General features: G+C 41.1%; 11 protein-coding genes. 4 read left to right on the top strand and 7 right to left on the bottom strand.

Annotated elements, in window-relative coordinates; all coding sequences use genetic code 11:
- The first annotated feature begins 185 nt into the window (after positions 1–185).
- On the top strand, positions 186–1637 hold the full coding sequence (locus AC1W6K_RS07000) for a hypothetical protein (RefSeq protein ID WP_481946933.1): 1452 nt from the start codon (positions 186–188) through the stop codon (positions 1635–1637).
- On the opposite strand, the gene AC1W6K_RS06995 is transcribed toward AC1W6K_RS07000, so the two are convergent.
- Genes AC1W6K_RS06995 through AC1W6K_RS06980 form a run of 4 tightly spaced genes read right to left on the bottom strand, consistent with a single transcriptional unit; the run spans position 1626 to position 7485 of the window.
- Complete coding sequence (locus AC1W6K_RS06995; RefSeq protein ID WP_481720083.1) at positions 1626–2036, bottom strand: Fur family transcriptional regulator; 411 nt, start codon at positions 2034–2036, stop codon at positions 1626–1628. The two genes, AC1W6K_RS07000 and AC1W6K_RS06995, sit on opposite strands and share 12 nt — an antisense overlap.
- A complete protein-coding gene (locus AC1W6K_RS06990; protein ID WP_481946932.1) occupies positions 2033–3838 on the bottom strand; it encodes an ABC transporter ATP-binding protein in 1806 nt (601 codons plus the stop codon). The genes AC1W6K_RS06995 and AC1W6K_RS06990 overlap by 4 nt, the downstream gene beginning before the upstream one ends.
- A 3-nt stretch (positions 3839–3841) precedes the next feature.
- A complete protein-coding gene (locus AC1W6K_RS06985) occupies positions 3842–4861 on the bottom strand; it encodes a gliding motility protein GldB-related protein (RefSeq protein WP_481946931.1) in 1020 nt (339 codons plus the stop codon).
- Positions 4861–7485 carry a valine--tRNA ligase gene (locus AC1W6K_RS06980; RefSeq protein ID WP_481946930.1) on the bottom strand — a complete coding sequence of 875 codons (2625 nt, stop codon included), beginning with the start codon at positions 7483–7485 and terminating at the stop codon, positions 4861–4863. The genes AC1W6K_RS06985 and AC1W6K_RS06980 overlap by 1 nt, the downstream gene beginning before the upstream one ends.
- Before the next feature lie 113 nt (positions 7486–7598).
- Here AC1W6K_RS06980 and AC1W6K_RS06975 point away from each other — a divergent pair, with 113 nt between their 5' ends.
- Positions 7599–8030, top strand: coding sequence for a sterol desaturase family protein (locus AC1W6K_RS06975; protein ID WP_395785538.1), 432 nt, complete (start codon positions 7599–7601; stop codon positions 8028–8030).
- A gap of 3 nt (positions 8031–8033) precedes the next feature.
- On the opposite strand, the gene AC1W6K_RS06970 is transcribed toward AC1W6K_RS06975, so the two are convergent.
- From AC1W6K_RS06970 to AC1W6K_RS06960, 3 genes are read right to left on the bottom strand one after another with little or no spacing between them, the layout of a single operon-like run.
- A complete protein-coding gene (locus AC1W6K_RS06970) occupies positions 8034–9284 on the bottom strand; it encodes a sulfate adenylyltransferase subunit 1 (protein WP_481946929.1) in 1251 nt (416 codons plus the stop codon).
- A 17-nt stretch (positions 9285–9301) separates the two neighbouring features.
- A complete protein-coding gene (gene cysD / locus AC1W6K_RS06965; protein WP_481946928.1) occupies positions 9302–10216 on the bottom strand; it encodes a sulfate adenylyltransferase subunit CysD in 915 nt (304 codons plus the stop codon).
- A gap of 9 nt (positions 10217–10225) precedes the next feature.
- Positions 10226–10918 (bottom strand): phosphoadenylyl-sulfate reductase, encoded by a 693-nt coding sequence (locus tag AC1W6K_RS06960; protein WP_481946927.1) that lies wholly within the window; start codon positions 10916–10918, stop codon positions 10226–10228.
- A 93-nt stretch (positions 10919–11011) separates the two neighbouring features.
- On the opposite strand from AC1W6K_RS06960, the gene AC1W6K_RS06955 reads away from it, so the two are divergent.
- Positions 11012–11722: an AlbA family DNA-binding domain-containing protein gene (locus AC1W6K_RS06955; protein ID WP_481946926.1), complete on the top strand. Its 711-nt coding sequence runs from the start codon at positions 11012–11014 to the stop codon at positions 11720–11722.
- Positions 11719–13083 carry a hypothetical protein gene (locus AC1W6K_RS06950; RefSeq protein ID WP_481946925.1) on the top strand — a complete coding sequence of 455 codons (1365 nt, stop codon included), beginning with the start codon at positions 11719–11721 and terminating at the stop codon, positions 13081–13083. The genes AC1W6K_RS06955 and AC1W6K_RS06950 overlap by 4 nt, the downstream gene beginning before the upstream one ends.
- Positions 13084–13267: the final 184 nt, after the last annotated feature.

The following is a 13267-nucleotide window of genomic DNA, read 5'->3' as shown; positions in this document are numbered from 1 at the left end:
AGTGTAATGTGAGAGGTATGAGGTAAGAGGTAAGAGTTGAGATTTAGGATTTAAGAAGTAAGAGCACTATGTTCCCTTCGGACTAATTCCCTCCGGACTGACGACTAGCGACTGTCCACTGATTACTGACCACTGATTACTGACCACTGTCTACTACTTCCCACCCTTTTCCTTATATTTGTCAAATGCTTCGCAATTATATTACTATCCTGCTTTGTCTTTTGGCGCCACTCGTATATGCTGGGCCATTTGCACATTTCCTTAATCCAATCACCAAGCAAGCAAATCGAATCGACTTTGGTTCTAAAACGTTTCAAGTACTTATTGACAAAAAACATTGGGTTGACGCTGGTGCTATTACTATCGATTCACTATCCTTCTCGGAAATTCGGAAAGAGTCCGAATTTAGATCGATTGCGACAAACATGCCAAATGAATTTATTCTTTTTTTAGAATGCACCAATCAGATTTTTAATCTTAACCTTACCTCCAAAACGATTAAAAGACTTGATCACACCTATTTTCGAGGAGATAATTGTGGAGCATTTACTTTTTTTCGTAAAGGTCAATACTACCAGATCGGCGGATATGGATTTTGGGAAACAAACAACCACATCAGCTACTTTGACTCCCAGATTAAAGAATGGGAAGGGGTTGCTGTTAGTGGCGATGTCCCATCAGGTGTTTACCGCGGATTCACTGCCTACCTACCCGAACAAGATAAATTGATTACTTTATCAAATTTTTCAAACGACATTAGTCATACTTTTGGAACACTTGATTTAATTAATGACATATTCGAGTTCTCTTTTGCCACTAGAACTTGGAAAAACCTTGGTCAAATCACCCATCCTTATCTCAAAGATGTTTTATCTAAACTACCCGTAGATAGCCGCATTCGTGTCTTATATACAGGTAAGTATTTTGTTGTTTTTCCACTAGGGTCTAAAGGTCATGTGACCATTACATTTATAGATCCTCGCGATCTAAGTATTTACGAATACGAAGATATCAATATGGAATTTTCGCGATTTCCTTTCTTCAGTATGACTGTCGAGAAACCGAATATTTTTTTCCACAATGAATGGGTATTAGGTACTAAATATTCGAATGATATACACCTTGTCAACGAATCAAAGCTGGTTAATTTTCATGATATAGCTAAAAAAGCTAAATTCCTAGGCTACCTTACGGATAAACCTTGGTATCAAAATAATTGGTTTTACGCCGCCATCCTCTTAAGCATATTCTTTGTTTTATATCGGATTGCTCGTAAACTCTTTGGTCAAAGAATTCAAACCAAACAACCTGATATAATACCACCTAACACCATTCAAGTCGCTAATCATTTTGATAAGTTGCAAGTTGACCTACTCATAAATTTTTATCATCAAAGTACACATGAAGGACTAAATGTAGATCAAGTAAATGAGATATTAGGTATTAATCAATTAGGGGCCGACACGCAGCGATTCCGCAGGTCAACAGTCATTAAAGAACTTAACTCGAAATTAACCATACTCACTGGGGAGAAAAACGCTATTTTACGCGTAAGCTCCCAACTCGATAAACGTCAGAAAAGGTACATATTACATGATCAAGTCAAAGACTTTGTTAAAAAAGAATTATCCCTGTAAACTACATGGCTTACAGATACCTTGAATCAATAAATTACTCTCCTGCTTAATAAAGTGTTCCGGTAATGGAATATTCGGAATGTGTACCGTTTCCAAACATGTGGTCTGCCCACATTGAATACATTTGAAATGCACATGATCATGCTGATGTCCCTCATGCTGACAAACTGTTTTGCACAAAGCATATTTGATACTACCCAAATCATCTAAAACTTTATGAATCATTCCCGATGTCAAGAAGGTTTTTAATGTTCTGTAAATAGTAACCCGATCAAAATGCGATAACAAATGTTGCTCAATATCTCCCTGACTTAAGGCATATCCTGCATCCTCAAATGCGCGTAGCACCGCCTCTCGGCATGGGGTATTTCGTAACGAAAAGGCAGCTAATTTTGTCATCCTAAATGTTCTGTTTGTAACGAAACCATTTTACGGTAAACACTTTGCTTCTTTGCCAGCAACTCCTCATGCGTTCCAGCCTCAACAATTTTACCTGACTCCATCACGATAATTTGATCCGCTGAACGAATCGTAGACAAGCGATGCGCAATGATTAAACTCGTCCTATTTTTCATTAACTCCTCCAGGGCCGATTGCACCCATTTTTCAGATTCAGAGTCCAAGGCACTCGTTGCTTCATCCAACAATAAAAACTTAGGATCCTTTAATATGGCTCGCGCAATCGCAATCCGCTGGCGCTGGCCACCCGACAACTTAACGCCACGCTCACCCACCAACGTATCCCACTTCTCAGGAAACGACTCAATAAATTCACGGGCATACGCCTGCTCAGCCGCATGTTCAATTTCAGCTTGTGTAGCACCCGGTTTGCCATACGCAATATTTTCACGGATACTCCCTCCAAATAATAATACCTCCTGAGGTACAAGAGCCAACATCTTTCGCCAAGCATTCACCGAATACGCATTGATATTCCTGCCATTTAATTCAATTTCACCTGTATTAGGCTCATAGAATCGCATCATTAATTGAGCCAATGTCGATTTCCCCGTTCCAGAAGTACCCACAATCGCTACTTTTTGACCCGGTTCTATTCGTATAGAAATTCCCTTCAAAATTTCAACCGAAGGCCTACTCGGATACGAAAAGTGGATGTTTTTGAGCTCAATCGTGCCAAATTCAATCGAAGCCTCCTTAGCCTCATCCGCTAAATGTACCTCAGAAGGATCCTCCAATATTTCCAAAATACGATCAGATGCACCTATCGTTTTTTGTAACTGCGCATAAATATCACCTAAGCCACCCACGGACCCTCCAATAAACGCCGTGTAAAATATAAAGGTTAATAAATCCGCCAAGATCATATCCCCCTGAGCAACCAATTGAGCGCCATACCAAACAACCCCGACAATCCCCCCAAACAAGGCAAAAATCACAAAACTCACAAAAGCTCCACGCATCGTGGCCGCCTTTAATGCCGCCTCAATTACCTTATTTAGAGATTGCGTATATCGGTTCACTTCATACGACTCATTCGTGAAGGACTTAACCGCTTGAATCGATTGAAATGTTTCCTCCACAATGATGTTCGTTTCAGCTAATTCATCCTGCGACTTTTTCGAGATCTTGCGAATAAACTTGCCAAAAACGATAGCAGCAATAACCAAGACAGGGAAGGTGGCCAACATGAATAATGTCAACTTCCATGATAAATACGTGATTAAGGCAATACCGCCAATCAACGTGAATATCTGACGAAAAAATTCGGCTAAGGTGATCGATAACACATCCTGTAACTGCGTAATGTCCGATGTAATTCGACTCATCAATTCTCCCACACGCCGTTTTTCAAAATGAAAAATAGGCATGGTGATGATTTTCGCATACAATGTTTGACGAACATCCCGCATCGATTTTTCTGAAACTTGCGCAAATGTGTAAATACGTATAAACGATAAGATAGCCTGCACAATCAAAATGGCAAAGAAGAAGATAGTCACTTCATTAATCAAGTACTTCGATTTTCCTTCTATCACTTTTGTCATTTCCCCAATCAACAAAGGGAAACTCATCGTCGTTAAATTCGACAGCAACAAGAACATCATCCCAAAACCAAATGTCCATTTGTATGGAATGACAAAGCGGAATATTTTCAACGCCTTTTGTAAGCCTTTTTTATCTACTTTGACTTTGTCCTTTGGATCGACTCCCGTACCCATTTTCTCGTGTCGTTTTGCCATGGCTTAGTTCTTCTTTAATGCCTTACCGCGGTAGGCCGACTTTAAAAATAAGCGATTAAAATCTTGATCAGCCATAATTTTTGAAATGCTGAGCTTTGGATTAGCCGCCCAGTAATGCTGCACAATGGTATAACCTACCCAGCGCCCTATCGAACCGGGACATGCTGGACCAATTTCTGGTGTTTTTGGTCGTTCGCCTAAATATTTACTTTTAATTAATTCTTCTTTGTTAAACAATAACTTCTTATCAATAAAATGTTCCCATACCTGTTTCTGGAAGGCATTTGTCTCTAGCAACTCTTGCGCTGTATAGCCAAACAGAAGGCTGTCGGCAACTTCAGGAACGATTGTTTTGGTAAACGCATAGCCCTTTCCGTACCAAATCATATCACTCAGTAAGCTATGATCTTCCTCATTTTGTTTATTTAAAAACGCAGAATATTGAAGCATAACTTGGCCTACTAACGCCCGAGGTTCCAGTCGGCGCATTTGATAATCATACACATTTGGAGGTAGATATAAACCTTTTTTCCCCATGAAAAAATCCAAGCCAATAACAATAAGCGAGTCTGATACTTGCAAATGTTGAGCCGTAAATTCACTTCCCAATCCGCCAAAACCAGAAAAGACAGTGCGGATTTTTGGCGTTTTCATGCCTGGAAACTCCTTTTGTACACGCTGAAAAGCAATTTTTAACTCTTTTTCCAAGCGATCTCCGCCAAAGAAACTACTATCCTGACTTTGGTCGTAAAATTTTCGTAGGGCTGGATTATTAAATAATTGATATAAATCGCGCGCTAGCAAAGGTGTTTTTTCTGGTGGGCAACTAAAATAACCAACAGCAATTTCAGGATGCTTTTTGAGTATCGAATCTACAACAAGCGCTGATGAGGCGTTCGCAAATGATCGATCCAATCGCTGCATGTCCCATTTGATTTCGGGTAATGCGGGAACCTTGTCCTCTTTTTTAGAAGAACACGATGCGAAGCAAAAACCAATAAAAAGCGCGAACCAATATTTCATTATCCCAATCTTCCTAATAGCTCCTGTAACGATTTAATCTTATTTTCGGTATCCGAAAGTTTTTGGCGCTCACGCTCCACTAAATCCGCTTTTGCATTTTGAACGAATTTTTCATTTGCCAATTTTGCCTCAACAGATTTCTTAAAGCCTTCTAAATAATCCAATTCCTTTTGAGATTCCGCCTTTAAAACTGCCGGATCTTCATCGTTAGCCATCGGAACAAAGAACTGATCTGACTTCACCACAAAAGTCTGTGCATCCGTAATCGGTTCAGAAATAAAACTAATCGATTCTAAATTAGCCAATTTTAACATGATGGCTTCCACTGCCGCATAGGCCGTTGGTTGTTCTGATTTAATGCAAAGCGGTAAAGCTAATTTTGGCGACAATTGCTTTGAATTACGGATCTCGCGTACCTTGGTTACGACCTCAAATACGACATCAAATTGCGCGACCAATGCTTCATCAACTTTGCCCGCTTTAGGGTACTCGGCTGTGCAAATAGTGCCTTTTACGCTTCTAACGGCAATCGCCTGCCATATTTCTTCTGTGATAAATGGCATGTACGGATGCATTAAGCGCATTAACGAATCAAATAGTCCTAATGCCGAATGCAAGGTGTCTGCGTGAATTGGGCTTTGATAAGCAGGCTTAATAATCTCCAAATACTTACCGCAGAAATCATCCCATACCAAATTGTAAATACTTAGCAATGCGTCTGATATGCGGAACTTGCTAAAGTGATCTTGAACGTCAACAATCGTTTGGCTTAATTTGGATTCGAACCATGCGGTCGCTAACATATGCTCTGATAATGATGCTCCAGGAACAACCTCCAAACCTTTTAAAAGACGGAATGCATTCCATATTTTATTGGAGAAGTTTCTTCCTTGCTCACATAATTTTTCATCAAATAACAAATCATTTCCTGCAGGTGCGGAAAACAACAAGCCCGAACGAACACCATCCGCACCAAAACGCTCAATTAACTCCAAAGGATCAGGTGAATTACCGAGTGATTTGGACATTTTGCGTCCTTGTTTATCCCGAACAATTCCGGTTAAATACACATTCTTGAATGGCAATTCATCGCGCCATTCATATCCCGCCATAATCATACGAGCCACCCAGAAGAATAAAATATCGGGTCCAGTGACTAAATCATTGGTCGGGTAATAGTAATTAATCTCCTCATTATCCGGATTTTCAATGCCGTCAAATACCGAAATTGGCCATAACCACGATGAAAACCATGTATCCAATACATCTGGATCTTGCGTCAAATCATCCTCGACCAATGCGAATAATTGGTATTTATCTCGCGCAATGCGTAAGGCTTCTTTTTTGTCTTTGGCTACAATCACTGTGCCATCTTCCATGTAAAACGCAGGGATTTGTTGGCCCCACCACAACTGCCTTGAGATACACCAGTCACGCACATTTTCCATCCAAGAACGGTACGTATTTTTGAATTTGGCAGGGTGTAATTGAATGGTGTCATTCATGACATTCTCCAATGCCGGCTTTGCCAGATCCTCCATTTTCATGAACCATTGCAAAGATAATTTCGGTTCGATGACCGCACCTGTACGCTCGGAAGTCCCTACGGTTGATTTGTATTCATCCGTTTGGATTAAATAACCTTCTTCGGTTAATTGCTTTACGATACGTTTACGGGCTTCAAAACGATCTACGCCCACAAATAATACCGCTTTTTCATTTAATGTACCGTCGTCATTCAAGATGTCGATGACAGGTAATTTGTGTTTCAAGCCTAATTCGTAGTCATTTAAATCGTGGGCAGGGGTTACTTTTAAGCAACCTGTTCCAAAATCCAGCGTCACATATTCATCTGGGATGATGCTGATTTCACGATCGATTAATGGAATACGCACCTTTTTGCCATGTAAATGTACATAGCGTTCATCCGCAGGGTTGACACAAATTGCGGCATCAGCCATGATCGTTTCTGGTCGGGTTGTGGCAATCGTCACAAATCCAGAGCCGTCTACTAAGGGATATTGGATATGGTATAATTTGGCTTGAACATCTTTGTAAATCACTTCCTCGTCCGACAAAGCTGTTTTTCCCTGCGGATCCCAGTTGACCATTCGGACGCCACGGTAAATCAAACCCTTGTTATATAAACGTACAAAGGTGTCTATAACTGCCTCATACAAAGATGGTTCCATCGTAAATCGGGTGCGATCCCAGTCACATGAAGCACCTAATTTCTTTAATTGGTCTAGGATAATTCCGCCGTATTTGTCCTTCCATTCGAAGGCATGTTTCAAGAATTCTTCGCGGGTAATGTCTTTTTTCTCAATGCCTTTTTCTTTCAGCATGGCTACGACCTTTGCTTCTGTGGCGATGGAGGCGTGGTCGGTTCCCGGGACCCAGCAAGCCTCTTTGCCTTCCATACGTGCTTTTCTGATTAATACATCTTGAATTGTATTATTCAACATGTGCCCCATGTGCAACACCCCGGTGACATTGGGTGGCGGAATGACAATGGAATACGCTTCCTTTGCTGGGTTAGGTTTCGAAGCGAAGACCTTATTTTCCAACCAATAGGCGTACCATTTTTGTTCGATTTCCTGGGGGGCGTAATTTTTATCAATCATAAAAGCAATGCGGTCATATATAGCCCACAAAGATAATTGAATTATGCCAAAGCAGGCGGTCGATTTTTAAAACAATTCCGTGTAATTTTGGGTTAAAATTCAAAAAGTTTCAAATGGGAATTCTCTTATGGTTGGTGACATTTATTGGCATGGAAGGTATGGCTTGGCTAACGCACAAGTACATTATGCATGGATTTATGTGGCGCTGGCACCAGTCACATCATGTACATCATAATAATCCGGTTGAGAAAAATGATTTATTCTCGGTTGTTTTTGGTATTTCATCTACACTCACGATCATCGCAGGAGCTGAGATTCCTGAACTTTGGCCCTTATTTTATATCGGATTAGGCATTGCGACTTACGGAATCTTCTATTTTATTTTCCATGATATTATCGTGCATCGTCGGATCAAAATCAAATACAAAGCGACGAGTCGGTACATGAAGCGCATTATGAAAGCGCATTATGTGCACCACGAAGTACATACGAAAGAAGGCGCACAGGCTTTTGGTTTCCTGTACGCCCCTAAGAAATTTCAATAAGTTTTATTGAACGAACCCTACGCCAACTGTTGAATTCGAAAATTCATCGATCAATATAAAGGCCCCATTGGATGGGTTTTTTGCATACACATCTGCGCTAATCGGCTGAGCAGTTCGCAACTCAATGCGCCCAATTTCATTCAGCTTCAGCGAATCAACTCCTTCCGTAGCTGTCTGCGCAACAACGTCTAGACGTTCTGTGATTTGGGAAATCTTCGCCTTAGTGATGTTAATGCCGTGCTGTAATAAATACGTTTTACCTGGAGTAAGTGCTTGGTGATCAAGCCAACAAACCTGTGCTGAAAAATCTTTCAATTGCGGAGCAGCGGAATCATTGGCCAAAACAATCGTATTCCCACGTGAAATATCGATGTCAGTAGATAAGGTAATCACCACCGAATCGCCAGCAATGGCAGTCGATAATTTTGTTTCAAATTTTTCGATTGTCGCAATGGTGCTCTCTTGGCCCGTGGGTAAAACCCGAATCGCATCGCCCACTTGGAACGTACCAGAACTTATTTTACCTGCGTAACCACGGAAATCGTGGTAGGCTTCGGTCATGGGTCTAACGACAAACTGTACCGGAAATCGAGCTGGTGCATGTGCCAATGTCTCCGCATATTCAAATGCCTCTAATTCGCCTAATAGCGTATTGCCTGTAAACCAAGGCATGTGTTCTGCTTTGATAGTTATATTTTGACCGTATAATGATGAGATGGGTAGGAAACTAACTGCTTGTCCTGCGAATGTTGTCTGTGCTACGAGTTCGGTTAAACTGGCTTTTATTTCCTCAAAAGTGGATTCTTGGTATTGAACCAAATCCATTTTGTTGATACAGATAATCACTTTGGGAATGCGCAGCATGGCCGCAATCGACAAGTGCCGAGCCGTTTGTTCGACTAATCCTTGGCGCGCGTCCACTAGAATTAAGGATACTTTGGCATTGGAAGCCCCAGTTACCATGTTCCGAGTATATTCCACGTGCCCTGGGGTATCGGCAATGATATATTTACGGGTAGGGGTAGAAAAATAAATATGCGCTACGTCGATGGTTATTCCTTGCTCGCGTTCTGCGATAAGGCCGTCTGTCAACAGCGAAAGGTCTAAGAAATCAAGCCCTTTGCGTTTCGAAGCGGTTTCGAGTGCTTCAATTTTATCTTTGGTGATTGAGTTGGTCTCATATAATAAACGACCGATCAAGGTGCTTTTTCCGTCATCCACAGAACCGGCAGTTGCTATGCGTAATATATCCATTGTCTTTCTTCGCTTGATTAAAAATACCCCTGTTGTTTCCTTTTTTCCATTGCTGCTTCCGAACGTTTATCGTCGATGCGGGCGCCACGTTCCGAAATTTCCGCTGATAGAATCTCCTCGATAATGACGTCGATTTCGGTTGCATCGGAGGCAACGGCGGCGGTGCAGGTCATGTCGCCAACGGTCCTAAATCGGACTGTTGTCTCAAATGGAATTTCATCTGCTTCCTTGTTTAAGTGGTCTGAGTCAGCCCAAAGCATACCGTCGCGCTCAATTACTTGACGTTTGTGTGCGAAGTAGATGGATGGAATTTCCATTTTTTCTTCCTTGATGTAGTTCCAAACATCTAATTCGGTCCAGTTGGAGATCGGGAAAACACGTACATTTTCACCTACGGCAATGCGGCCATTCAGCATGTCAAATAATTCGGGGCGTTGGCGTTTGGCATCCCATTGTCCGAAGTCGTCGCGAACTGAGAAGATCCGTTCTTTGGCGCGGGCTTTTTCTTCATCACGACGTGCGCCACCAATACATGCATCAAACTTAAATTCTTCAATCGTATCTAATAGCGTTACGGTTTGTAAGACATTTCGCGAGGCGTATTTGCCTGATTCTTCTTTGGCTTTCCCTTGGTCGATCGAATCTTGCACATAACGTACAATTAATTCTGCCCCGGTTTCTTTGGCTAACCAATCGCGAAATTCGATTGTTTCTGGAAAGTTATGGCCTGTGTCAATGTGAACGAGTGGAAAGGGAATTTTACCTGGAAAGAATGCATTTTGGACTAAACGAACCAGCGTAATGGAATCTTTTCCACCTGAAAAAAGTAAGGCTGGGCGTTCAAATTGTGCCGCAACCTCACGCATAATGTAGATGGACTCATCTTCAAGTTGACGCGGGAAATGGCCGATTTTATCTTGGTACGTATTCATAAATAACTATTAGGCGTGTAAACCACATTCTTTTTGTGAATTCTCCCACCACCAGCGACCTGCGCGGGGATGTTCACCTTCACTGATCGCGCGTGTGCATGGGGCACATCCGATCGAGACAAACCCTTTTTTATGTAGTGGGTTTTGGGGTATTTTATGTTCGGTTAAGTATTTTTCAAGTGTTTTAAAAGACCAATCAATCAGCGGATTGATTTTATATAGGTTCTTCTGCGCATCCCACTCAATCATGGGCATGTCGGCCCGATTCTCTGATTGTTCTGCACGTAACCCAGTAATCCAAACATTTGCACCTTGAAGTGCTCGGTTTAAGGGTTCGATTTTGCGGATAAAACAACATTCCTTCCGGTTTTCTACCGATGTGTAGAATGAGTTAAATCCTTTTTTTGCTACGAGGTCTTCCACGGCAGCTGTTTGCGGGAAAAAGGTGGTCAGGTTGAATCCTGATTTTTTGACTGTTAGATCGATGAGTTCATAGGACTCTTGAAATTGCCGACCGGTATCTAACGTAAAAATTTCTACAGCTAATTTTTGCGAAGCGATGGCATACGTAATCGCTTGGTCCTCTTGTCCAAATGAGGTGGAAAACACCAGTTTTTGACCTTCAAAAAAAAGTGCAATTTGGGCAAGTCTTTCGTCAAGTGATAAAGGCAGTAGTGATTTTTCGAAATTTTCTGGGATCATTTACTAAAATTTTCACAAAGATATACAAAGTCTATTGAATAGCTATACTAAGTAAAATAAAATGTGAATGTTTTAAAACTTTGTTAAATTGAAATGAGTTTTAAGACCATGCGCACAGGGAATGAAATTTTATTGGATGAAATGTCTGGAGAGGATGCCGATCTATTTTTGGATTTGCGAAATCTGAAGCATTTGGTTCGCCATGGAGAGGGGCAGCGGTTGGAGTTTAAGATGAAGGTAAAATTTCCAGAGAAGATTATAAAGGAGTTGGTTGCTTTTGCAAATTCTGAAGGGGGGCATTTATTTGTGGGTGTTTCTGATGAAGGTCAAATTGAAGGATCTAAATTTGTTGAGGAAGATCAGTTCTTGTTGGAAAAGGCAATAGATGCCTATTGTTTTCCTGCGTTTACGTATAATGTCTATCGGATACCTTTGGAGAATGAACGTTCGGTGCTTGTTTATCATGTTTTTGAGAGTGTGGATAAACCACATTTTGTGCAGCTGGAATCAGATTCTAACCCAGTATGTTACGTACGGGTAAAGGACAGAACGGTGAAGGCGAGTAGAGAAATGAAGCAAATTTTGCGTCGTGAAAATGATGCTGGTTTAACGTTTGCTTATGGTGATTCGGAGAAGTGGTTGATGGAATATTTACGGGAAAATGAAGTTATTACATTGGCAGATTTTGCGCTAAAATTAGGACTTCCGTTGTGGTTAGCGTCTCGAAAATTAGTCTTACTTGTGCTTGGACGTGTTTTGCGGATTGAGCCGGGTGAACAACATGATATGTATTATTTACGATGAGAAAAGGCTGGTTATTGGTATCATTTTTTGCATTTGCCTGTTCGAAAGAGGCTACGGATCCGGGTGTCAGTCCGGCTCCTCAATCCAAAGAAATAGCTTCTTTTGATCGACTGCAGGATAAATTTTTAACGCCAACTTGCGCGACATCTGGATGTCATTTGTCTGAGAAAGATGCCGGCTTTGCACAGCATAAGCTTATATTGGTTAAAGGGAAAGCGTATGCAAATTTGGTAGGTGTGCCATCTGTCAATGCGGCGGCTTTGTCTAGGTCTGTTCTACGCGTTAAGAAGTTTGCTTCGAACGAAAGTTTATTTTTTCATAAGTTAAACTGGGATTTGGCACATCATGGCTTAGTTAATTATGGTGCACCAATGCCCTTGGGAGGAAAGCCAATCAGTAAGGGTCAGCTCTCTTTTGTTCAAAAATGGATCGACGCAGGTGCGCCTGCAGCTGGAGAAGTGGCGGATCCTACCTTGTTAGATGATCAAACACCTAGTTTTGTTGAGGGTGCAAATTTCATACCATTGCCTTCTCCAGCTGAGGAAGGTAAATCGGGCGTTCAGTTAAAAGTAGAGCGCTTTGTTGTCCCTCCAAATTTTGAGCGTGAACTATTTGTACGCAGGCCCTTGAATAACGCGGCTCCTGTATACGTTTCCCGAATTAAATTAAAGTCGCGGTCGAATAGCCACCACATGGTTATTTATGATTTTAGAAATAAATCGGTACTACCAAAAGAAGATGAGATTCGCGATTTAAGAAATTTAGACAACTCTCTAAATATATTGACATTCTTGCAAATGTCGAATCATATTTTTTTAGGTGGCGGTACGGATCCTAATTCAGACTATACGTTCCCAGAAGGTATGGCCCTTCAATTGCCAGCGAATGCTTCAGTTGATTTGAACCCACATTACTTTAATCGAACGAAGGAGCCGCTTTATGGGGAAAATTATGTGAATTTGTATACAGTACCCGCGGATCAAGTCAAAAAAGCAGTGCAGATGATTGATTTTGGTGTAACTAATTTTACGTTACCGGCTAAACAAACCACCACGATTACGCGCGATTTTAAATTTGATAAGGATGTGGTGGTCGTTTCACTTACCTCGCATTATCACGCAAAAGGAAAATTATTTCAAATAAAAATTAAAGGAGGTTCAAGAAACGGCGAGTTGATCTATGAAAATACCGATTGGGAACATCCCAAAGTAATTAATTATGCGGCTCCGATTGAATTGAAGGCTGGCGAAGGTTTGACATCTGTTGTCACCTACGTCAATGATACAGCTAAAGACATTAATTTTGGACTCACCTCGGAGGACGAAATGAACATCATTTTTGGTTATTATTATACGCGTTAACCTCCATGTCACCAGGCTTTCGGTGAAAAAAAATTCATCCCTATTTGATATCAAAAACATTGAACTATATTTGCCTCCACTTCTTGAAATATTTCAAGAAAATGGTATGAAATAGTACAATTTTGGGCATTTTTTGCACTCTTACGTTAAAGCATTTTTATTTGATAATACGTTTACTACCCTT

The organism is Aquirufa sp. (assembly GCF_964796385.1).
The sequence above is the reverse complement of the archived record's forward strand: the minus strand, read 5'-3'. Positions and strand labels throughout refer to the sequence as shown.

Coding starts and splice junctions, on each gene's coding strand:
- AC1W6K_RS07000 (WP_481946933.1), top strand. CDS start 186: ATGCTTCGCAATTATATTACTATCCTGCTTTGTCTTTTGGCGCCACTC.
- AC1W6K_RS06995 (WP_481720083.1), bottom strand. CDS start 2,036: ATGACAAAATTAGCTGCCTTTTCGTTACGAAATACCCCATGCCGAGAG.
- AC1W6K_RS06990 (WP_481946932.1), bottom strand. CDS start 3,838: ATGGCAAAACGACACGAGAAAATGGGTACGGGAGTCGATCCAAAGGAC.
- AC1W6K_RS06985 (WP_481946931.1), bottom strand. CDS start 4,861: ATGAAATATTGGTTCGCGCTTTTTATTGGTTTTTGCTTCGCATCGTGT.
- AC1W6K_RS06980 (WP_481946930.1), bottom strand. CDS start 7,485: ATGATTGATAAAAATTACGCCCCCCAGGAAATCGAACAAAAATGGTAC.
- AC1W6K_RS06975 (WP_395785538.1), top strand. CDS start 7,599: ATGGGAATTCTCTTATGGTTGGTGACATTTATTGGCATGGAAGGTATG.
- AC1W6K_RS06970 (WP_481946929.1), bottom strand. CDS start 9,284: ATGGATATATTACGCATAGCAACTGCCGGTTCTGTGGATGACGGAAAA.
- cysD (WP_481946928.1), bottom strand. CDS start 10,216: ATGAATACGTACCAAGATAAAATCGGCCATTTCCCGCGTCAACTTGAA.
- AC1W6K_RS06960 (WP_481946927.1), bottom strand. CDS start 10,918: ATGATCCCAGAAAATTTCGAAAAATCACTACTGCCTTTATCACTTGAC.
- AC1W6K_RS06955 (WP_481946926.1), top strand. CDS start 11,012: ATGAGTTTTAAGACCATGCGCACAGGGAATGAAATTTTATTGGATGAA.
- AC1W6K_RS06950 (WP_481946925.1), top strand. CDS start 11,719: ATGAGAAAAGGCTGGTTATTGGTATCATTTTTTGCATTTGCCTGTTCG.